This window comes from Nocardia sp. CA-084685 (assembly GCF_050955785.1).
Lineage (GTDB): Bacteria > Actinomycetota > Actinomycetes > Mycobacteriales > Mycobacteriaceae > Nocardia.
In genome coordinates, this window is record NZ_CP192094.1 from 4,672,822 (window position 1) to 4,693,675 (window position 20,854).

A 20,854-nucleotide genomic window follows, 5' to 3' on the forward strand; every position below is an offset into this window, starting at 1 on the left:
GGAGTGCCCGCGTGCCACATGAAATCGATTCGGCTGTCTTCCCACATCTGGAGGTGGACCTGGCCCGCGTCCGTGACGTTCTGGGCCCCGTGCAGTTGCGGGGCAGGCCCGAGCTGACCGCACTCACAGATGAGGGGCCCGACAGCTCTCGCCGTCTGGTTCGTCCCACTTTGACCCTGTTGTCGTACTACCTGCTCACCGATCCCGCGGTCCCTGCCGACGACCGGGTGGTGCGCGCCGCTGCCGCTGTGGAGTTGATGCATCTGGGTTCGCTCTACCACGACGACGTCGTAGATCATGCCTACGAGCGTCGAGGCCGTCCCAGTGCCAACGTGGTGTGGGGTTCACATATGGCGGTATTGGGTGGGGACTCGGTGACGTTCTCGGGCATGCGCATGCTGGCCGAGCTCGGCGGGCGCGAAGTTCTCGCGGCAACGATCGCGGGTGAGCAGATGTGCGCGGGCATGGTGCTCGAGGCCGCCGACCTTTATGTGGCCTCTCGAAGCGAGCAGTCCTACCTGGACGCGATCGACGGCAAAACGGCGGCGGTACTGTCGCTGGCATGCCGGGTCGGCGCGATGCAGGCCGACCGCTCCGAGGATGAGGAAGAGGCGCTGGCGCTGTTCGGTCGGCACTTCGGGTTGGCCTACCAGCTCTATGACGACATCCTCGATTTGACCTCGACCGCCGAAGAAATGGGCAAGCCGGTCAACGCGGATCTGTCCGAGGGCATCTACACACTTCCCGTCATCCGCGCGGCTGCCCGCGATCAGGATCTTGCCCGCCTGCTGAACCGACGAATGACGCGAGACCAAGCCGCCCGCGCCCGCGAGCTCGTCGTCGCCTCCGGCGCCGTGGACGAAGCACAAGCGAGGGCCGAGGAATTCATCGACCAGGCCGCCGGTCAGCTCACCGCCCTACCCGTTGACCCGCGCGCCCGCCAGGCGATGAACGCCTACGTCCGGTCCATACTCCACCGGCGAACTCCTGGTCCCGCGGTCCCCCGGCAGTCGACGCAGGCCGCCGGAGTTCACAGTGATGGGCTCCCGCAGGGGGTCGCGCAATGGTTGAGGAGCTGGCTGGTGGACACCGGCCTTGCCCTTACCCCGGCCGAGGCCGACTACCACCGGTGGATAGGAGCGATCCGGAGCCCGGTACCGATTTTGGCCCCAGCAGCGGACGCGGCTCGTGAACAGACCGCCTACGCCATGGCGGTGCTGACCCTGATGTGGGACGACCTCTTCGAGGATCCGCAGTTGAGGGACCCGGAAGCCGTTACCGCGCTGAGGCGTGGCATGGTGGCAGTACTGCGCCAGGACCCGGAGAAACCGTGGCGGTCCGGTGCGATCCCGACGGCGTGGGCGAGTTTGTGGCCGCGCCTACGGGAGGGCCGGAGCATCCGCTGGCAGGAGCGGTTCCTCGACGGCATCGAGGACTGGTTCGAAGCCGCCGAACGTGAAGCGCACCACCGCATTGGCGGCTATATCCCCTCCACGGCCGACTATCTGCCGCTGCGAATGTCGACCAGTGGGATGGAAACCATCATCGCCTGTGTGGAGGTGTACCAGGACCGGGAGCTGCCGTTGAAGCTGCGCAACCATCCCGTGATCCGCCGTCTCGAGGAACTCGGCTTCTGGGTGACCTTCGTGGAGAACGACCTGGTGGGATTGGATCAGGACGAGGCCGATCAAGTCCCTTACAACCTGGTGCGGGCGGTCCGTCACGAGACCGGCTGCACCCGCCGCGAAGCCGTCGAGCAGGTGCAGCGCCAGGTGGCCGAGCAGCGCGCCCAGCTCGAGTCGCTGATCCGCTACGTCCCCGCGCTCTTCCGCGTACTTCCGGGCCTGTCGGGCCGGGGGAAGGACTACGCGGAGTTGTATGTGAACATGGCGAACGTGGGGCTCTGGGGGCGTGAGAGCGATCGGTACGAGCCGACCTCCGCGGCCGCGGCGCCGGACTTGGAACGCTTGCGCCGTGAGATCTACTACTGGGCCGACGAACCGGCTACTACCGCGCCGTAAACCCGCTGCCGGCAAAGCAGGTGTCCCCCGCGATCGACCGTGGTGGTCGCCGGGGACGCTTTCGGGAAGGTCACGCCTCCAGCCGGGCTATTCGAGGTAGCTCATGCCCAGCTCGACATCGCGACGTCGGAATTCGTCGGCACAGCCACTCAGGTCAAAGTTGAGGTCGGGCGCTGTTGGGGTAGGGGCTCCATGCCGCTACCGCCGGATTTCCCGCAGATAGTCCCTATCCCCTGGACCGCCCGTAACTTCTGCCTACGACATGAGCCGGTAGTCCGCGATCTCGACTCGGCGGGTGCGTCGGTCGTATTCACTGACGAGTCCGGGCCAGTTCGTCGAGATCCGGCCGGTTTCGGAGCGATACCAGCTCGCACAGCAAGCCCATACCGTCGAGGCGAGTCTGCGCTGCATCTCGGTATCGTAGTGTCGCTCGACGTCGGCGCGAACATCGAGCGCGGTTCCCGGACGAGTGTCGAGATGCTCGATGAGTTGGCGGATGTAGCGCGCTTGGCGTTCGAGCATATAGATGATCGACCCGGAGCCGAGATTGGTGTTCGGGCCATACATGATGAACAGATTCGGAAAACCGGGTACCGCGATGCCTAGGTAGGCCCGCGCGCCTGCGGCCCACACATCGTGCAGGTCGCGACCGTTGTGATTTCGGATCTTCATCGGCGCCAACAGTTCCTGCGGCAGGAAACCTGTCCCGTAGATAATGGCATCGACGTCGTGCACAACACCGTCGGCAGTCCGGATTCCTCGGGGGGTGATCTCGGTGATGGCCTCGGTCACCACGTGCACATTGGTTTCGGTGAGCGCGGCATAGAAGTTGTTGCCGAATAGCACACACTTGCACCCGATCGGATAGTCCGGCGTCAGCGCCGCCCGCAGTTTCTCGTCCGGAATTTGGATGCGCAGATTCCATTTCGCAATCCAGCCGACAAAGCGGGCGATGCTTCGATTCCCCGCGAGGCCCAAGGCGGCAAGTTCCCCGCCCGACCAGCACAGCAGCCGCTCCACGCTTTGCAGCAGCGGCCTCCGCCGAAAAGTCAACCGGTGCAGACGACCGTACGCGGTGTCCGGCTTCGGCAGGATGTACGGAGCCGATCGCTGAAAGACCGTCAGATTGGCCACCACCGGCTGGATCCGCGGCACGAACTGGACGGCGCTCGCACCGGTTCCGATGACCGCCACCCGCTTGCCGGCGAGTTCGTAATCGTGATTCCACTCCGCGGAATGGAAGCTGACGCCCGCAAATGACTCCCGGCCCGAGATCGCCGGAATTGCCGGGCGGGACAGCTGGCCGGTGGCGGGCACGAACACGTCAGCATCCAAAGTCTCGCCAGTGTTCGTCTCGATTCGCCACCGTCGCGTTGCCGCATCGAAGTCCGCGCCGGTTACCTCTGTGTCGAACCGGATGTGCGGGCGCAGACCGTAGTCATCCATCAGCCGGTTCAGGTAGTCCTTGATATCGCGCTGCTCCGAATACCGTCTCGGCCAACTGGGATTCGGGGCGAATGAGAACGAGTAGTACGGCGACGGAACGTCGCATGCCGCACCTGGATAGGTGTTCTCCCGCCAGACTCCCCCTGCCTCGGAGGCCTTCTCCAGGATGACGAAATCATGATGACCGGAGCGCACGAGCTCCAACGCCATCGCCACCCCACCGAATCCTGCACCGACGATGACTACAGCCACATACTCAGCCTAGTGCCGCATCCTCTGATGCGCTGGCGCTGTGATAACCAGTCCACCAACGGGATTGGCCGACCGGCTGCGCGCCGCGCCGCTGCTGGTGAATCGAAATCGTTGCTGGCCAAGGAATTCGGTATCGACCGCGAAACCGTCTACAGCTACCTGCGGGCCGAACCTGCCGTAGCGGTCACAGGCTGAGCACACCACACACGGGTCGCGTTCGTGACTCCAGCCACGGTACTGGCGGCGAGCCGGGGCGCATGGGAGATAGGTCGGCCTTTCTCCATCGACCCACTCCGAACTCTACTTTGCGGCTGGGAACGGCTTCAGGATTCCTGGGTGAACACTAGCCAAAGCTAGGAGTATTAGGATATAAACTAGGTACCATAGTTTTAGGAGCTGTGATGTCGCCACGCGCCGGGTTGACCACCGAGCGGATCACCATGGCCGCGGCGGAACTCGCCGATGAGGTCGGCTTCGACAACCTCACCGTCGCCGCACTGGCCAGGAGGTTCGGCGTCAAGGACGCGAGCCTCTACTCCCACATCAAGAACCTCGAAGACTTGCGCAACAGGGTGGCCATGCTGGCAAGTGACGAGAAGACCGACCGCATTGCCGCGGCGGTGGCCGGGCGTGCGGGACGGGACGCACTCGCGGCATTTGCCGACGAGTGGCGCCGCTACGCGTTGGAACATCCCGGCCGCTATGCCGCCACCCAGATGCCGATGGACCCCGCCGTCACCGCAGATTGGACCGGCGGACGGCGGGCCATAGATCTGACCTATGGGATGCTGCGCGCCTATGGGCTCGACGAACCCGATGTCACCGACGCGGTTCGGCTGTTGCGCAGCACTTTTCACGGATATGCCAACCTGGAGGCGAGCGGCGGCTTCGGTCATGCCCGCTCCACCGCCGCCTCCTGGGATCGCATCATCGACGCCTTGCACGTCACCCTCACCCACTGGCCCACCGACGAGAAAGCGAATTCGCAGTGAGATCCGAAACCCTGAAAGTGCCCGGTGCCACCTTGTATTTCGAGGTGCGCGGCGACGGCCCGGTGCTGCTCTTGTTGCCGGGCAGCGGCGGTGACGCCGGGATCTTCGACCCGATCGCCGATGCGCTCGCCGAGCACTTTACGGTCGTCGCCGCCGATCCGCGTGGTTACTCACGCAGCGTTCTCGACGCTCCCGAACCCGTGGACCAGCGGATGGAAGTGCTCAGCGATGACGCGTACCGCCTGCTCGAACACCTCACGCCAGCAGGAGAATTCGCCTATCTCGCCGGGGTCAGTGGCGGCGCGATCGTCGCGCTGGACTTGCTCGCCCGTCATCCGGAACGGCTGCGCCTGGTCGTCGCCCACGAGCCGCCGTGCTTCGCGGTCCTGCCCGATGCGGACGCGCACCGGGCCATGGTCGAGGAGGTGGTCGAACTCGCCCGTGACCAAGGACCGGCCGTGGCGGGCGGGCGCTTCATGCAGGCGGTGGGCGTCACCTCGAAGCCGCTGCCCAATGCGGCCGAGGTCCCGGCTCGCACCGCCGAAATGCTCGGACGGCTGATGGGCAACGCGCCGCTGATGTTCGCTCATGAACTGCGCGCGGTCACCGATTACCGGCCCGACACTGCCGCACTCGCCGCTGTAGCGGACCGCCTTGCGCTGGCCGCGGGTCGGGAAACCCGTGGTCAACTCCCTTATCGGACCGCGCAAACACTTGCGACCGAGTTGCACCGACCGCTGGTGGAGTTCCCGGGTGGGCACAGTGGAGTCCGGGAAACCCCGACCGAATTCGCTCGTGCTCTGCTGGAAGCGCTGACGGTCACCGCTGATCGTTGACGCCGGTTTCCATCAACGGAGGCCGAGCCGGAACGGAAACGATACCGAGCGTGCGCGTTTCGTCGAGATGGCAGATATCGCCGGTTCCGACGTGCCGATGCACGCTCAGTATCGTCAAGCCAGTCGATCCCGCTGCACCGGAACATATTCCGGCCGCCGCCGCCAAGCCGGAACCGACAGATAGGTCGCGGAGCGCAGCACCCATTCCACCGGACCGTACTCATGCCCGCGCAACCACCAGTGACTGAAGGCGAGCTGCGCGCCATAGGTCAGCAACGCGATCCCGATGACGCCCGCCGGTGGCACATCATCGGCCAGGGCGAATCCGTAGCCGGTGTAGATCACCATCAATATCACCGACTGAATAATGTAGTTGGAGGCCGCCATCCGACCGGCTGGGGCGAGCAGCGCGATATACCGCACTGTGCGGGCTGATCGCGCCAGCATGACGACCCCCGCGATATAGGCGAACGTCATGAGCGGGTTGACTACTTCCTGAATCCCGTTCCAGTACGACGGCGGTTCCAGCCACCCCATCCCCGCGGAGAACGTCACCGCCGATACCGGCAGTCCGACCGCCAGCCCACCGAGGAATACCCGAGCTGACCAGCGGCGCAACATCTCCACGTCAGTGAACACCTTGCGCTTGCCGGCCGCCAGCCCGATCAGGAACATGCCGAGCGCCGGAACGCCCTGAGTGATCCAGATCAGGATGATCCACAACGGCGCCTCGGACACTTGCATCGTGAAGGTCTCCCCGAAGCTGCCGGTGTAACCCGCGTGCAAAGCCAGCACATCGAGCAGCTCCGCGACCGCGGCAATGCCACCGGAACCCGGCAGAAACGCCCATATCGACCACGCTAGATACAGCACAACCCCGGCAACGATCGCTACCCGAGGCCGCAGCCATCGCAGCAGGATCAGAAACAGACACAGAAACGCGTACAGCGTCAGGATGTCGCCGATCCACAGCAGGAAGACATGCGCCAACCCGATCACCATCAACGCGGCACATCGCCGCAGCAGCCGCGGATTCGCCGATACCCCGGCCCGCTGCGCGGCCGCGATCTGCAGGGTGAACGAATAGCCGAACAAGAATGCGAACAGTAGATAGAACCTGCCGCTGAACAGCGCCTCCACCACCGCGTTGACGAAATGGTCGAATGGCCCGTCGAATCCCGGTCGCGGATCGTCCGCGGAGCCGCCGAACGACCAGAGCAGCGTGGCGACGGCGACATTCACAATGAGGATCCCGAAGAGTGCGAATCCCCGGAGTATGTCTACTTCGGCTATCCGCCGCGATGCGGATGCGGCTACGACCGATTCGGACATGATCGCAAGATTAAGCGGCCGGACTTCGCCCGGTCGTCCTCCCACCGACCGATTCGCACCCTGACCGGATCCGCCCCGAGCAGCTACCTCCGGCGTATTGACATCACACCAGGTCGGCGACCTCCAAGTAGAGCTGCCGCTCAATGGCGATGTCGACGAGGAAGCCCTGCTTCCCGTCGGCGGTATCGGTCGCATGGAATGCGGCCACCGCGATCTCGCCGACCCGCAACCGCTGCCCCGCGAAATCTCGCTGTCCCAGGATGATCGGCTGCGCCTGATCGAATACCAATTCGGTGACATCAACGGACAGCGGAGCACCGACCAGGTCGGTGACGGTGCCGGGGATCAACCGGACCGAGACGATTTGATCGAAGCTGGGACGCCGTCCGATCCGGTGCGCCACATACATTTTGCCCGCCCGGCCGAAGCACAGATGAGTCAGCAATTCCGCGGTCCGCACGGGATGCGGATCGAGCTGTGTGAAGGATACGACGTTGCGCACGGTGGCCACGACATCGCGTGCGATCACGATGCCGCGGCGATCCAGATGCCCGCGAATCAGGTTGCCCTGGAATGTAGTTCGCGGGCTATCCGCGCGCGGATCGAGCTCGGCGAGCGAAAGGTCCGCCGGTTCGAAGGCGTGTCCGCCGCGGAATCCGGTGCGCCGGTCGGCGCCGAGTGCCCGACTACCGCGCTCGTCCAATTCGACGTCGACTAGTACCTGGAAGTCGAATGGCGAAAAGAACATGGGCCGATGGGAGAAAAAGCAGTCGGTGCCGGTCCCGAAAACCACCATCCCGTGCGTGCCGACCGTCGGTGCCGACCGATATGGACCCGCATATCTGGCCGTATATCTGGCCGTCCTGGTGAACATCCCGCTCATGGGACGCTCCTTTCTTCATCCCCTCCCATAGCGTGGCCCGAGTACACCCTCCTGCCACGAGTGTCCGGCTACTCGAATCCCCCGACCCCCGCTACTCGACCTCCGAACCGGTATGTCCCTTTTGTGTCCACGATCCTCCGATCGTGCCGCCTCGGCAATCGGTCATGACCTGGACATATGGGTCGCCGGTAAATGCCCTGGCGGAGAAGACGGCGCATGGCTCGGCACCCGAGGTGTGCGCAGTGGCCCGCCGCCTCGAATGCGATCTCAGTTGTAGGACTTGGTGACGCTGTCGATGAGGTGTTCGAGGGTGTCGATGGTGGGAGTGTCGATCACATCGATCACCTCGCCGGCCACCGGAACGTGGTTGTCGGCGGCGACCTTGGCGAATCGGCTGGGCTCGCTGGTGCGGAATCCGTGTTCGGCGGCGAGTCGCTGCAGGTCGGGGTCGGTGGCCAGCAGGCGGCCGATGCGATCGCCAGGCGTGGTGAGTGGCACCAGGGTGTGCTGGGAGACCACGGTCGGGGACGGGTAGATCAGCACCATGCCGGGTTTGATCTGGCCGCGCACGCTCGCCTCGACGAACTGGGCTTCGTAGATCCAGACCATCGGCGTCGGGCCCATACCCGCAGCCAGGTATTCGCGGAACGGGCCGTCGGTGGAGTTCTCGGTGTACCCCTGGCGCACGAACAGCCGCGACACCGTCGGCAGCACGGCCTGCTCGGCGGCCGGGCCCTGCACGATGGTGTTGTCATTGGCGACGTGGCTGGCGATGGCCAAGTACATGGCGGCGGAGTTGGAGGTCCGCGGGTCGGTCGTGGAGACCAGGATGTTCTTGTGCACCGGGTAGACGGTGTTGTCGCGGAGTTTGTCCCATTCGACATCGTTGCGCACGAGTTGGAGGTACCTGGCCATATCGAAGGTCGGCACGGGCCCCGGACGCACCACGCCCGCCGCGGTCAGCAACTCGGCGATGGGCTGGTAGGTCGCGATCGCCATGGGTGAGGAGAACGGCGTGTACTTGGTGCTGATATTGCGTGCCCGCTGAATCCGTTCCGCCGCAGGCGCACTCGACGGAAATGCGAAGTCGTAGTTCCCGAGATCGACAGAGGTCGCGATCTGTCGCGATCCGGCCGGATCGACCCGCGCCTCGAGGCCCTTGTGGGCCAGGGCTTCCACAACGCGCGGATCGTCGAAGAAGGCCATCTTCTCCGAGCCGACCACCCCGTGCACGGTGGTCAGCGCGGCTGTCGCGCTAGTCGCAGTGGGCTGGTCGGGCTGGCGCACCGCGAAGGCGACGACCAACGCGAGAACAACGACCAGAACCGCCGCCGCGAGCGCCATGAGCCGCTTGTCCGCGGCGAATTCGGCGCCAGCTGTGCGGATTCGGCTCATCCCCCGCGCCGGATCGGGCTGTTGGTTCGGGTCCCGCTGCGCAGCAACGTTTTCCGTCTCGACCTGTTTTGTCGAGGCCTCGAGTTCCCTGCGGGCGATCCGTTCGATCAGAATCGGAACGAATTCCCGCACCGGATGGCCTTCGAACCGCTGCCGCGCCGTACCCACCGCGCTCTCGACCTGATCGGCCGGGTAGTCGTCGACCAGGCGGTCGGTCAACCGCGCAATTGCCTGCTCTTCGCGGACAGTAACGACACCCACCACAGTCTCCTCGGCGTCACATCGATCTCCGGTCGCGACGGATCCACCCCGTCCGCGCCGCCGAACCCTACCGAAATTTTCGGCCGGGACTACACCGGTGAAACCCCCCATCGCTGGCGGTTGGATCCCACTTCGACTGTGCCCGTGGACATCTGCCGCTGAGCGCTAGGTGCCACTGCCGTCCAGGTCAGGGCGGGGAATCGCGGCCCGAATGTCGGCTCGTCGATGGTTGACCCGAACCCTGAACAACGCCGAATGCACGCCGAAAGTTCAACGGGCCATTTACCTTTCGCTACTAAACGTTGTCCATAAGTTTCCATCTCCACCCGCGCGTCGCGTCGGACCGGCAGTCGTTCACGAACAGGCGAGCAACGCGGCGGTCTCGTCGACCGTGACGGCAGCCCCGTCGCCGAGCTCCGCACCGAAAACCACGCCGGCAAGCTCGTCAGCGCCGACAACCCGAGTTCTCGAGGTCAGTGAACGCGACGCCTCGGTGGCGGATGCGTGAGCGGCGCGTCCGCTGATCTACGGTGCGATCATCGCCTGGATGTCGGGCAGGTTGCCGATCCGCTGGGTCGCGGGGCGGCCTGGAGCGTCGAGTTGGGGTGAACCTGTTGTCCGCAGTCGCACCCGCACCTCCGCTGGTGTTTTGCGCCCGATGGCTGCGGCGGCCATGCCTTGGTAGCTGGCGATGGAGCCGACGACAATCGGGGATGCGCTGGAGGTTCCGCTGAACGTGTCCGTGTACCAGTAGTCTTCGTCGGCGCCGCCCTGCAGATCGCCGTATCCGGTAGTGGTGACCTCGAGGCCCCAGCCCTGTGCGTCGACGCGGGATCCGTAGTTGGAGAAGGCCAGTCGCGAGCGTGCGGGCCCGTGGTCGCGGCCGTGGAATCCCGGTGGCGGGGCACCCGCGCCGACCAGGATGGCGCCGGAGTCGGCGGCGCCGCCCCGAAACGGATTGTGCCAGGAGGTCGGGAAGTCGGCGGGGCGGGTGTCGTACAGGGCGCTGTCGAGGTCTTCCGAACCGTTGCCTGCCGCGCCCACGACGATGACACCGCGTCCGATCGCGTAGCGGATGGCCGCCCAATCGTCGGGCCACCACTCGATCGCGATGTATCCGGCCTGGTCCTCGCGATTCTGGAAGTTGTTGCGCGGTCCGGGGCGATGCAGTTCGAGCAGGATGATGTCGCCCGCGCTCAGTGCGTCGGCAGCTGTGCGGATGGCGGCCGCGGAGCCCGCGTCGAAAACCGAGACCGCGCGGATGGCGGCATCGGCGGCAATCCCGGTGATACCGAAGGTGTTCACATCACCGCTGATCTCCCCGGCCACCGCGGTGCCGTGATCGCGCCAGCCCGCATCCGTCGACGACGCACCGCCGATCACTCCACCCTGGTTCGCCAGCAGGTCTTCGTGGGTGAATCGCCACGCGCCTTCCACATCCACGATGCGCACGCCCGTGCCGCGGCCGCCGGGTCGGGTCCAGGCCCAGCGCGCGTTCACACCTTGCGGCGCGGCGTCCAGATAACCTTGCCGGGCTTCGAAATTCGGTGTCACGGGCGGCGCGTCCTCCAGCCGACGGGCCGCGATATCGGCCAGTACGACCGGTGGCGCGATCGGCGGTTCCGCGGGCGGTTTGACATAGGCCGCCTCGACCGCGTCATCGGCGCGCAGTCGCTCCGCGACTGCCTCGAGTTCATCCCTGATCCCGCGCACGGCGAAGTAGTTCAGATATTCCGCGCCCACGTCCTCCTGAGCGGTGCCCGCGATCCGCCGCGGCAATCGATGGGGCGGTCCGAAAATGCGCACCGGCGCACCGCCTTCCGGCAGCAGTTCGACCAGCCGCGATTGCGCCGCGAGACTTTCGCGCACCGCATTCGGATCGATACCCGCCCGGGCACCGTGGGTGACGACGATCAGTTCCGAACCACTATCGGTGCGTGCCATGACGACAGTCAACCCGTCCCATGATCATCGCGCCAGCGCGATCGAACACCAACTCGGGTGTGCGCCAGTTCAGTTCGGCGCCGCCGGAATCCGTGCGGCCCGCGCGACCGGATCGACCTCGCCGTTTCCACGCGCGACCGTGAGAATTTCCAGCATGCCGATCACGATCGCGCAGCCACCGGCCGCCATGCCGAGGACGTCCAGCGAATCGAACGGCAGGGCGATCATGATGAATCCCACCATCATGGTCAGTAGGCCGAAGATCTCTTGCCAGCCACCCTCGGGCAACTCATCGGCCCAGACCGCCACGGTTGCCTGCGTGATTCCGCGCACGGCCCAGCCCAGACCGATCCATACCGCGAGCAGCAGGATCGAATCCGCGCTGTGGAATGCCATCACCGCCAACGCAATCGAGACGGCGCCGCTGAAGAGCACGAATATCCGCAGCGCCGTTGAGAACCGGGTGGCCATCGCGATGATCAGCTGCAGCGCAGCGCTCAATAGTAGATAGAGGCCGAATAGCAACTCCGCCATCGGCTCGGTCTTGTCCGGCCACACGGCGATCAGCACTCCGAGAACCACGGAGCCGATACCCGCGACCAATACCGCCAGCCGAGCCTCGTCGGCAAGCGAAACCCCTTGACCCGCACTCTCGTTTTCGGGCATAGCTACATAGTATGGCCCCAAGGTGCGGATAACCGAATGTTTGCTTTCGGGTCGCGGAATTTCTTCGCCGACTGAGCGTGTCGCGGTGCATTGCGGTTGCGGTCAAGCGTCGCTCGCGAGGACGATGCCGCGGGTGGTGCAACCATTCGCCAGCTGCCACGGCACGGTTACTCGGGCGGCAGTCGTCTGCCCCGCGCGTGGCGGGCTCGGGACGTAGGGCTCGCTCGACCCGAACGCTTCGACCATTGCCGAGCGCGATATCGGTGTGGGTCGGTGTATCGAGGGCTGAGTGGAGTTCCATTGCGGCGGAGGCGAATTCGCCCAGCGTGACGACGACGGAGGGATCCGTGGCGTCACTTGTGCCCTGCGCTTGTGGCTGGCGCGCACCCGTCATGGGCTCTGGTTTCCCATGTTTGGAGACTTTGGTAATTGTATTGTGCCGCAATACACTTCAGAGGCCAGGTTGACGACATGTCACGGCATCAAGTTATCTCCCGTCCAGTTCATGGAATTGTCGGCCAGGAGTCGGTCTGGCGCTGCTTTTCTCATGCTGATTCGGGGATTATGTCAGGAGGTATCACCATGGGCAATCTTCCCGAGCTTGCTATGACCAACCCGGAGCGGCTGCCGGAGGGGGCGAGTCCCGCGCTGCGTGCTGCGCTCGAGCGTCGCCTGAATCCGTCTGATCGAGGCACGTTCAACTCATTCATCGGCTCCGGTAAGTAATCGGCTGCGATAAGTGTCGGCCCCCCGGTGGGCTCGGCGAGCCGAGTCCACCGGGTGCTCCACATAGCCCGAGGGAGTTGGAAATGGGATCGGTTTCGCTGTCGTTGAGTCCTTTTCGAGAGCGAGCTCCGTGGCCCGCGGTTGGATTAGATATTGCCGAATTACGTCGCAGCGGCTGGAAACCGCTGCCGTTCGCGGAGTTCATCATCAAGATCCATAGCCGGTGCAACTTGGCGTGCGACTACTGTTATATCTACGAAATGGCCGACCAGAGTTGGCGTAATCAGCCGAAGACAATGTCTCGACAGGTTTTCGATGACGCATGCCGAATGATCGCTGAACATGCTCGCATCTTCGGTTTGCCCGCTGTCGATCTCGTATTGCACGGCGGTGAACCGCTACTTGCCGGACATCGGGAGCTGGAGCACTTCGCCCGACGAGCACGGGAGCTGATCGAGCCGATCACCAAGGTGCGAGTTGGTATGCAAACCAATGGTGTACTGCTCGATGAAGAATTCCTTCGCATTTGTGATAAATGGGGCATCCAGATCGGAGTCAGTATTGATGGCGACGAAAAGGCGAACGATCGGCACCGCCGTGATCGGCGGGATTCGGGAAGCTACTCCCGGGTCGCCGAGGGATTGGCGAAGCTGACTACCGACGACTGGCGTCACCTGTACTCCGGACTACTGTGCACGATCGATATCGAAAACGACCCGGTACAGACCTATGAGGCGCTCGCGAAGTTCGATCCGCCAGCCGTCGACTTCCTTATGCCGCATGGCAATTGGGTGACACCGCCGCCGGCATCAGGTATCCATGACAACACCACACCGTACGCCGACTGGCTGATCAAGATATTCGATCGGTGGTACAAAGCGCCGGTATTGGAAACCCGAGTACGTCTCTTCGAAGACATCATCGACCTCCTGCTCGGCGGTGCCGCGGTATCGGAGACGGTAGGACTGGCGCCGGTTCGACTCGCCGTGATCGAGACAAACGGCAGCCTGGAACAGGTCGACGAATTGAAGTCGACATTCGCCGGAGCGACCGAACTCCATACAACAGGCGAGGGCAATCCGCTCGATCTGGCTCTGCAGGACCCCTCGATCGCCGCTCGCCAGATCGGTGCCGCCGCGTTGAGCGACACCTGTCTGTCTTGCCCGGTGCAGCCCGTGTGCGGTGGTGGACACTACGCCCACCGCTATCGCGAGGACACCGGATTCCGCAATCCGTCGGTGTACTGCGCCGATCTGAAAAAGTTGATCGAGCACATCGAATCGGCTGTCCGTGCGGATTTCGGGTTTCCGGACACGGAGCGTGATGAATAGCTCCGGGCTGCACACCAACCGGAACTTTATTCTGCTGTGGTCCGGTAACGCGACGTCGCTGGTGGGATTCCATGGCGTCCGGATTGCCTATCCGCTGCTAGTTCTCGCCGATACCGGCTCGCCGGCGGCGGCAGGATGGATCGGGTTCGCCCTGAACCTGCCCGGGCTGATCTTTCAACTGCCCGCCGGAGCGGTCGCGGACAGTTCCCACCGTATACAAACGCTGATTCGGTGCCAGTACATCGGGTTGGCCGCGACCGGCGTCGCGGCCATTTCGGCCGCGGCACACCTGCCCCGTCTGTGGCTGATACTCCTGGCAGCCGCGTTTGTCGAGGGCAGCGTCTATGTCTTCGGCGGTCTGTGCGAACTCGGCGCGATCCGCGATGTGGTATTACCCGCACACCATCCCACCGCGTTCTCCTTCCTCGAAGCCGAACAACCGATCGCAATTCTGATCGGGCGAGCCACCGGCGCAGCGGTCTACGGTACGGCCCGCTGGCTACCGTTCCTCGCCAACGCCGCGTCGTACCTGTATTGCCTGGTCACGCTGAGCGTAATTCGTTCGAACGTGCCCGCACCTGCCAGCGCTGAGACCGGTAGCCGTACCAACATCGTCGACGGTGTACGCGTTGTGTGGACCCAACCCTTCCTGCGAACATCGACGTTGATCAGCGGATTGTCGAACATCGTCATCCAGGTCGTGCTGCTGCTGATCCTGGTGGAACTGCACCGCGACCGATACCCCGCATGGACTGCCGGGCTGGTACTCGGCGCGGCAGGAGTCGGCGGGATTCTCGGCGCGGCAGCGGCATCGTGGCTCACCGCACGCATTTCTCCTCGACTCCTCTATCGGGCATCGCTGTGGGCATGGACAGTGCTGCTTGTCCCGATCGCGTTGAGCGCCAATCCTTTTGCACTGGCAGCGTGCTGGTGCGGAATCGGTGGGGTAGGTGTGCTGACCAATGTGGCGCTGACGATCTACCGGGTCGAGGCGATACCCGAACACACGCTCCTTCGCGCTGTCGCGGCGATGACGCTTGTGTGTGAGGGCGCGGTCGCACTCGGTGCACTGGCTGCAGGCTACCTACTTGCCGCAGCCGGGATCATACCTACACGGTGGATAGCGCTCGCCGCGATGTGCACACTCGCCGCCTACGCGAGCACCCACACGGCAACCACCAGCGAAGACGATTCGGTCCTCATGCAGTCGTCCTCCGATCCGCAGAGCAAACAACGCTGACGGCCGAGGTTCAGCGACGTGAGGTAACCGCTGGTCGCCCAGCTTTCCGACCACCAGATCAGCTTGCGGTCCTCGTCGTCCAAGTAGAAAACGATCCAACTCCACCCGCGACAGCACACCGAGCCGGCCATACCCGCCCACACCCTCATCACGCACAGCCCGCCATGCAACCACCACACGGCCCGGCATGCCAGCCGAAACCACCGAATCAAGCTAAGCCACAACTGAATTCAGCTGACCCAGGCCAGGCCACCGCTGGGTTCCTCAGATCTGGACCCCACGTGCCTACACCGAACTGGTACGCCTCACCGATAGTCCGGTCGCCCGAATCAACCGGGCAGTCGCGGTCGGCCACGCCGACGGCCCGCGCGCCGGCCTGGCCGCCCCAGCGCAGCTCGACCCAGCCCTGCCCCGCCACACCGCCGTCGCGGCGTACCTACACGAGCGTGACGGTGACCCGGTGACCGCGGTACGGCTCTACGTCGAAGCCGCCCGCTCGGCGTCCAGCGTGCCCGAACGCGACCATTTCACCCCACAGTCCGCACGACTCAACGCACAGCTGCACGGTTGAGCGAGGTGCCCGGCCTTGACGACGCCCGCTGGCTGCCCTGACCTGGAGCACCCGTGTGCTACCAATTCCGATGCGGTGCAGCTACATCGCGGGAAGCTGCGCCCCTTGCACCACTTCGATATCCAAGTCGATCTTGACCGTGGTGCCGATAGCGGCCACCCCCGCGCGCACCATGGCGTTGTAATCGATCGCGAAATCGTTGCGGTGCAACAAGGTTTCGGCGTGAAACGCGGCGCGCACACCACCCCACGGGTCGGCTCCGCAGCCGCCGTAGGTCAGCTCGAGATGGATCGGGCGACGCTGCCCGTGCAAGATCAGCTCACCGGACATCACCCAGGTGTCGCCGCCGGTGCGGCGTAGCCCGTTGCCGGTGTAGGTGATCACCGGATAACTGTCGACATCCAAGAACTCGGACGAACGCAGGTGGTTGTCGCGCATCGAGATACCGGAATCGATGCTCGCCGCTTTGATCTCGGCGTGCCCGCAAGATCGCTCGAAAGGCTCGGCGACATCGAGGCTTCCACTCACTTCGGCGAATCGGGCCTTGATGCTCGCGATGCCCAGGTGACGGGCGGTGACGATCACCGTGGAGTGCGCCGGGTCGATGGTCCACGGTCCAGCCGGTGGCGGTGCTATCGCGTCTACCGCTGGAGCCAGCACGATCGCGCCGAGCAAACCCGTTCCCGCCGAGGAGATCTGGACGGTTCGTGCAAGCGGCTGGTATCCGGCGCCGGTGACGACCACGGTATGAACGCCCGGGGGTAGCAGCTCGGTGACCACTGTTCCGGTCTCATCGGCGATCGCGCGGGCGATCTGGCGCCCGCTCATATCCGTCGCGGTCAGCACCGCATGCGCTACCGGCCAGCTCGGTGGCACCGGGTTTCGTCGCAACCGAACGCGTCGCCTCCCGCGTCACCGACGAGGTCCCTCGGCGGTGCGGATGCGGACGGTCAACCCGCTCATGAGCCGTCCTCGGGCCCATAGCTGAGCCGCACGTCGTGGGTGGCTTCGCCGCCGGAAACGGTGACCTGGCTGGTCACCGGAGGGTAGCCGCGAGCGACGACGGTATAGCGCCCTGCGGGCAGATCGGACACGATATAGCGGCCGTCTTCGCCGGTGCGTGCCGTCGCGGTCACCTCGCCCGCCTCGTCGAGCACGCTGATGTGGATGTCCGGCGCGGCTCGGTTGTCGGCCCACGCCGATCCAGTCAGTGCTGCCAGCGGAGCCAATTCGATGTCGTGGCGGGAGAGCCCGGTGTCCGGGACGGTCAGCGTGGTCGCGCTGGGGCGCATGTGTTCGGCAACCGCGACCACGGTGTAGGTCCCCGAGACCACGCCGTGGCAAATGTAGGTGCCGTCCTCAGCTGTTGTGGCCGTTGCGAGGACCTCGCCACGCAGGTCGGTCAGTGTGATGGTCGCACCGGGCAGCGGCTCACCGTGTCCAGCCGTGCGCACCACGCCCGACAGTTCGCAGGAGCCCATAAGGCTGAGGTCCAACTGCTGCGGGCGCTGGCCGACTGCCACGTTGACGGCCGCGGGCTGGTGCCCTGTCGCCGATACGATCAGCACATAGTGTCCTGCTTGCGGTGCGCTGAGCGCATAGCTGCCGTCGGCGTCGCCGGTTGCCCGCGCGACTTGATGGCCACGTGGGTCGATCAGCGTCAATGCGGCACTCGGCACCGGGGGGCCGTCTTCGCGGTGGATGCGACCACACACCAGCCCACCGTCGAACTCGGCCCGGGAGGATTGCCCGATGGGCGGTGACGCATCGAGATGACCGGCGCCTCCACCATTGTGTTCGACCGACTCGGGCGGCCCTACCGGCGCGGTCAGCACCGGTTCGGTCCCGGACAAGGCCGGCGCTGTCGCCTTTGCCATCGGGATGCAGACCGTCAGCACGATTGCCACCAAAGCTCCCGCCATGCAGATGAAGAATGTGGTGTGGAACCCCTCGCGAGACGGTAAAACGTGCGGGCCGAGCGACATTGTCATGTGCGCCAGCACCACCCCGATCACCGCGGCGGAAACCGATGTGCCGATCGCGCGCATGAGCGAGTTCAGTCCATTGGCCGCTGCGGTCTCGGTGATCGGCACGGCGCCCATGATCAGCGAGGGCATCGCCGCATACGCCAGACCGACACCGCCGGCGACGATCACCCCTGCGATCACAATCCCCCACACGCTGTTCATCAGCAGCACCGCGCACAGGTAGCCGATGGCGATGACCGCGGAGCCGAGCGACAGGGTGAGCTTCGGACCCCGGCTCGCCGACAGCCGCGCCGACACCGGCGAGAGCAACATCATCACCAAACCGGTCGGCGCGAGTGCCAATCCGGCGTTGATCATGGACAGCCCGAAGCCGTAGCCGGTCTGCTCCGGCGCCATCAGTAACTGCGGGAAGGTCAGCGACATGCCGTAGAGCGCGAATCCGACCGCGATGGATGCGAGATTGGTGAACAGCACCCTGGGCCGCGCCGAGACCCGCACATCGACCAGCGGCGCCGGCCGCCGCAGTTCGTAAGCGCTCCAGCCGAAAAACACCACCAGCGCCACCGCGGCGAGAACCAGAATGCGCGCGCTGCCCCAACCCCAGTCCGCACCCTTGGTGATCGCGATGAGCAGCGCGACCAGCGCCACCACCAGTCCTACCGCACCGCCGAAGTCGAACCGCGCGGGCGTGCGTACCGGCGACTCCGGCACGAACACGAAAACCATTGCGGCACAGATGACACCGAGCCCGGCCGAGGTCCAGAACAGCATATGCCAGTCCGCGTTCTGGGCGATGGCCGCCGCGACCGGCAGGCCGATCGCGCCGCCCACGCCGAGTGTCGCGCTCATGATCGCGATCGCCGAACCAACCCGCTCGGGCGGCAGCTCGTCGCGCATGATGCTGATACCCAGCGGGATCGCGCCGACCGCCGCGCCCTGCAATGTGCGTCCGATGATCTCGGGCACCAGTGTGGAGAAGCAGGCGCAGACCGCTGAGCCGACTATCACCATAAGCAGATTCACGAACAGGATCCGCCGCTTGCCGAACATGTCACCGAGGCGGCCACTGATCGGAGTCGACACCGCACCGGCCAGCAGCGTAGCCGTCACGACCCAGGACGCGTTGGACGCCGAAGTGTTCAGCAGCGTGGGCAACGACGGAATGATCGGAATTACCAGCGTCTGCATGAGCGCGACGACGACACCGGCACCACCTAGTGTCGCGATGAGCACGCCCGGCGCGGGAGCGCGCCGGTCGTCGGAACCGGAAACGGTCGAGGACGCATCGACAGCAACAGCCACGTATGTACGGTACATATCGCGTGTAACATACACAATCGCGCAGCTCGGCGGGCTAGGACCTGTCTCGAAGTTGCTCTCTGAGGCCATCATCCGGCGTCGAGCCGAGCTAAGGCGGTTCCGGACAGTGTGGGGTACCACCATTCCACTGGGCTCGATGGACGCCCCGCCACTTCGAGACAAAACCTGGTCGCGCGGCTCGGTCGAGCGGATCGAGGACAATCCGCCCGCGCGTCAGGCACTCACTCAGCGACGCCGTATCACCTCACTGAGCCATGTTCGGACACAGAGCTCGCTAGCCAGCCGTGCCGTCGGGCACCAATCCCGCTGGGCGACGGCGGGATTCGGCGACCAGATGGTCGAGTTGACGTTCGGCGCGTTCGGCGCGGGCCAGGGTTTGGGCGCGGGCGTCGTCCAGTGCGGCCAGGCGTTCGGCGGCTTCGCGCCGTGCCTGCTCGAGCGCGGTCGTCGACTCGGCTCGCACGGTCGCGACCTCCGCACTTGCCGCGCGACGCACCTCGACGAGTTCGCTGCGCGTGTGATCCAATTCCGCGCGCAGTCGGTTCAACTCCTCGCGCGCCTGCGCGACGGCCTGATTGCGTTCGGCCACCGCCTGTTCGGCGCGTTCGATGGCGCGTTCGGCATCGGCCGCGCGCTGCACCGCTAGATCGCGTTCGGCTCCGGCGGCGGTGATCTGCTGGGCCGACTCGCGCCGGATCTGTTCGATTTCCGTCGCCGCCTTCCGTCGGGCCAGTTCCACATCCTCGGTGGCCTGTTGCCGGGCGCGTTCCACATCGTCGGCGGCCTCGCGACGGATGGTGCGAATCTCGGCGTCGGCCTCACTGCGCGCCGCGAAAACATCGTCGGCGGCCTGTTTGGTCACCCGCTCGACCTCACGCAGCGCATCCGAGCGCGCCGCATCCGCCTCGGCGACCAGTGATTCCGCATGTTCGGCGGCACTGGCCGCATCGTCGGCGGCCGACTCCGCGGCCGCCCGCGCCTGCTCCGCTTCGCGCCGCGCCTGGTCGGCGGCCACCGTGGCGACCTCCGCCTCCGCGATGCGTCGTGCCGCGTCCGCCTGCACGGCCTGCACCTGCGCTTCGGCGATCGCCGGATCGGCCAGCGTGGACAGCTCGGCCACCGCGGCACTCAGTGTGTTCCCCAATTGATCGGCCAGTCCACGGAATTGCGTGAGCAGCTCATCCGCGCGCAGGCGAGCCACCGTCACCGGCCCCTGTTGCGTCACAGTGACAGCAGCCGCCGGTGTCTGCGACTCCTGTTGTTGCCGTTGCCGTTCCCGCCAGGCGCGCCACCGAGTGTGCTCCGGATGATCACAGTATTCCGAGGGCCGCCCCGGCCCGCCCCCGCGCGTAATCGGTCGAGCACATCCGGGGTAGTTGCAAACGTTGGACACCAGAGAATCGTAGCGTTTGTTTCGTCGAATCCAACGTATTCATACGAAACGAATCTGTGTCGTCCCAACACCTTCGGCCCGCAAACCTGCCAATCCTCACCCCCGATAAGTGAACCTTATCGGGGGTCAGGATTACTTGGGCCCTCGCAATCCGTCTGCGCTAGTTCCGTTTTCGTTTGGTTTGTGCATACGAAACGAAACACCAACGGAACCGGTGAAAAACTGGGTACCCAATGATTCGGACAGCATCGGCCACA

The 20,854-nt window shown here is 65.0% G+C and carries 16 protein-coding genes and 2 pseudogenes; 8 read left to right on the plus strand and 10 right to left on the minus strand.

Features of this window, described 5'->3' with window-relative positions; genetic code table 11:
• Nucleotides 1-11: 11 nt before the first annotated feature.
• A complete protein-coding gene (locus ACQP2U_RS21205; protein WP_433716254.1) occupies nucleotides 12-2,021 on the plus strand; it encodes a polyprenyl synthetase family protein in 2,010 nt (669 codons plus the stop codon).
• A gap of 255 nt (nucleotides 2,022-2,276) precedes the next feature.
• Here ACQP2U_RS21205 and ACQP2U_RS21210 read toward each other — a convergent pair whose 3' ends face one another.
• Nucleotides 2,277-3,719 carry a flavin-containing monooxygenase gene (locus tag ACQP2U_RS21210; protein ID WP_433716255.1) on the minus strand — a complete coding sequence of 481 codons (1,443 nt, stop codon included), beginning with the start codon at nucleotides 3,717-3,719 and terminating at the stop codon, nucleotides 2,277-2,279.
• A gap of 12 nt (nucleotides 3,720-3,731) precedes the next feature.
• Here ACQP2U_RS21210 and ACQP2U_RS21215 point away from each other — a divergent pair, with 12 nt between their 5' ends.
• The 3 genes from ACQP2U_RS21215 to ACQP2U_RS21225 all read left to right on the plus strand — a co-directional run bounded on the left by ACQP2U_RS21215 (nucleotide 3,732) and on the right by ACQP2U_RS21225 (nucleotide 5,547).
• Nucleotides 3,732-3,914, plus strand: coding sequence for a hypothetical protein (locus ACQP2U_RS21215; protein WP_433716256.1), 183 nt, complete (start codon nucleotides 3,732-3,734; stop codon nucleotides 3,912-3,914).
• 206 nt (nucleotides 3,915-4,120) lie between these two features.
• Complete coding sequence (locus ACQP2U_RS21220; protein ID WP_433716257.1) at nucleotides 4,121-4,711, plus strand: TetR/AcrR family transcriptional regulator; 591 nt, start codon at nucleotides 4,121-4,123, stop codon at nucleotides 4,709-4,711.
• Nucleotides 4,708-5,547: an alpha/beta fold hydrolase gene (locus ACQP2U_RS21225; RefSeq protein WP_433716258.1), complete on the plus strand. Its 840-nt coding sequence runs from the start codon at nucleotides 4,708-4,710 to the stop codon at nucleotides 5,545-5,547. Before ACQP2U_RS21220 ends, ACQP2U_RS21225 begins: the two co-directional genes overlap by 4 nt.
• A 114-nt stretch (nucleotides 5,548-5,661) precedes the next feature.
• Here ACQP2U_RS21225 and ACQP2U_RS21230 read toward each other — a convergent pair whose 3' ends face one another.
• The 5 genes from ACQP2U_RS21230 to ACQP2U_RS21250 all read right to left on the minus strand — a co-directional run bounded on the left by ACQP2U_RS21230 (nucleotide 5,662) and on the right by ACQP2U_RS21250 (nucleotide 12,028).
• Nucleotides 5,662-6,879: a DUF418 domain-containing protein gene (locus ACQP2U_RS21230; protein ID WP_433716259.1), complete on the minus strand. Its 1,218-nt coding sequence runs from the start codon at nucleotides 6,877-6,879 to the stop codon at nucleotides 5,662-5,664.
• A gap of 103 nt (nucleotides 6,880-6,982) precedes the next feature.
• Entirely contained in the window at nucleotides 6,983-7,762 is a 780-nt protein-coding gene (locus tag ACQP2U_RS21235; protein WP_433716260.1) for a hypothetical protein, read from the minus strand.
• Between the two features lie 267 nt (nucleotides 7,763-8,029).
• A complete protein-coding gene (locus ACQP2U_RS21240) occupies nucleotides 8,030-9,418 on the minus strand; it encodes a three-helix bundle dimerization domain-containing protein (RefSeq protein WP_433716261.1) in 1,389 nt (462 codons plus the stop codon).
• Between the two features lie 525 nt (nucleotides 9,419-9,943).
• Entirely contained in the window at nucleotides 9,944-11,362 is a 1,419-nt protein-coding gene (locus tag ACQP2U_RS21245) for a S8 family serine peptidase (RefSeq protein ID WP_433716262.1), read from the minus strand.
• A 69-nt stretch (nucleotides 11,363-11,431) separates the two neighbouring features.
• On the minus strand, nucleotides 11,432-12,028 hold the full coding sequence (locus ACQP2U_RS21250) for a DUF308 domain-containing protein (protein WP_433716263.1): 597 nt from the start codon (nucleotides 12,026-12,028) through the stop codon (nucleotides 11,432-11,434).
• Between the two features lie 582 nt (nucleotides 12,029-12,610).
• Between ACQP2U_RS21250 and ACQP2U_RS21255 the strand changes: the two genes are divergently transcribed.
• The 4 genes and pseudogenes from ACQP2U_RS21255 to ACQP2U_RS21270 all read left to right on the plus strand — a co-directional run.
• The gene (locus ACQP2U_RS21255; protein WP_433716264.1) at nucleotides 12,611-12,754 is read left to right on the plus strand and encodes a hypothetical protein; all 144 of its coding nucleotides are present in this window, start codon (nucleotides 12,611-12,613) and stop codon (nucleotides 12,752-12,754) included.
• A gap of 83 nt (nucleotides 12,755-12,837) precedes the next feature.
• On the plus strand, nucleotides 12,838-14,085 hold the full coding sequence (locus ACQP2U_RS21260; RefSeq protein WP_433716265.1) for an FxsB family cyclophane-forming radical SAM/SPASM peptide maturase: 1,248 nt from the start codon (nucleotides 12,838-12,840) through the stop codon (nucleotides 14,083-14,085).
• On the plus strand, nucleotides 14,078-15,325 hold the full coding sequence (locus ACQP2U_RS21265) for an MFS transporter (protein ID WP_433716266.1): 1,248 nt from the start codon (nucleotides 14,078-14,080) through the stop codon (nucleotides 15,323-15,325). The genes ACQP2U_RS21260 and ACQP2U_RS21265 overlap by 8 nt, the downstream gene beginning before the upstream one ends.
• 286 nt (nucleotides 15,326-15,611) lie before the next feature.
• Nucleotides 15,612-15,896: pseudogene (locus tag ACQP2U_RS21270) on the plus strand (RNA polymerase subunit sigma-24); the annotation flags it as partial.
• Nucleotides 15,897-15,977: 81 nt separating this feature from the next.
• On the opposite strand, the gene ACQP2U_RS21275 reads toward ACQP2U_RS21270, so the two are convergent.
• From ACQP2U_RS21275 to ACQP2U_RS21290, 4 genes and pseudogenes are all read right to left on the minus strand, one after another.
• Nucleotides 15,978-16,772 carry a YceI family protein gene (locus ACQP2U_RS21275; RefSeq protein WP_433716267.1) on the minus strand — a complete coding sequence of 265 codons (795 nt, stop codon included), beginning with the start codon at nucleotides 16,770-16,772 and terminating at the stop codon, nucleotides 15,978-15,980.
• A gap of 83 nt (nucleotides 16,773-16,855) precedes the next feature.
• Nucleotides 16,856-17,773, minus strand: a complete 918-nt coding sequence (locus tag ACQP2U_RS21280) for an MSCRAMM family protein (RefSeq protein WP_433716543.1) — start codon at nucleotides 17,771-17,773, stop codon at nucleotides 16,856-16,858.
• Nucleotides 17,759-19,201 (minus strand): annotated as a pseudogene (locus tag ACQP2U_RS21285) (MFS transporter); the annotation flags it as partial. The pseudogene ACQP2U_RS21285 and the gene ACQP2U_RS21280, both read right to left, overlap by 15 nt.
• Nucleotides 19,202-19,478: 277 nt before the next feature.
• Complete coding sequence (locus ACQP2U_RS21290; RefSeq protein ID WP_433716268.1) at nucleotides 19,479-20,429, minus strand: hypothetical protein; 951 nt, start codon at nucleotides 20,427-20,429, stop codon at nucleotides 19,479-19,481.
• Nucleotides 20,430-20,854 lie beyond the last annotated feature (425 nt).

What these genes read in the sequence shown, in the direction of transcription:
- ACQP2U_RS21220 (WP_433716257.1), top strand. Translation starts at nt 4,121, where the DNA reads ATGTCGCCACGCGCCGGGTTGACCACCGAGCGGATCACCATGGCCGCG.
- ACQP2U_RS21230 (WP_433716259.1), bottom strand. Translation starts at nt 6,879, where the DNA reads ATGTCCGAATCGGTCGTAGCCGCATCCGCATCGCGGCGGATAGCCGAA.
- ACQP2U_RS21235 (WP_433716260.1), bottom strand. Translation starts at nt 7,762, where the DNA reads ATGAGCGGGATGTTCACCAGGACGGCCAGATATACGGCCAGATATGCG.
- ACQP2U_RS21245 (WP_433716262.1), bottom strand. Translation starts at nt 11,362, where the DNA reads ATGGCACGCACCGATAGTGGTTCGGAACTGATCGTCGTCACCCACGGT.
- ACQP2U_RS21250 (WP_433716263.1), bottom strand. Translation starts at nt 12,028, where the DNA reads ATGCCCGAAAACGAGAGTGCGGGTCAAGGGGTTTCGCTTGCCGACGAG.
- ACQP2U_RS21255 (WP_433716264.1), top strand. Translation starts at nt 12,611, where the DNA reads ATGGGCAATCTTCCCGAGCTTGCTATGACCAACCCGGAGCGGCTGCCG.
- ACQP2U_RS21260 (WP_433716265.1), top strand. Translation starts at nt 12,838, where the DNA reads ATGGGATCGGTTTCGCTGTCGTTGAGTCCTTTTCGAGAGCGAGCTCCG.
- ACQP2U_RS21265 (WP_433716266.1), top strand. Translation starts at nt 14,078, where the DNA reads ATGAATAGCTCCGGGCTGCACACCAACCGGAACTTTATTCTGCTGTGG.
- ACQP2U_RS21280 (WP_433716543.1), bottom strand. Translation starts at nt 17,773, where the DNA reads ATGGCAAAGGCGACAGCGCCGGCCTTGTCCGGGACCGAACCGGTGCTG.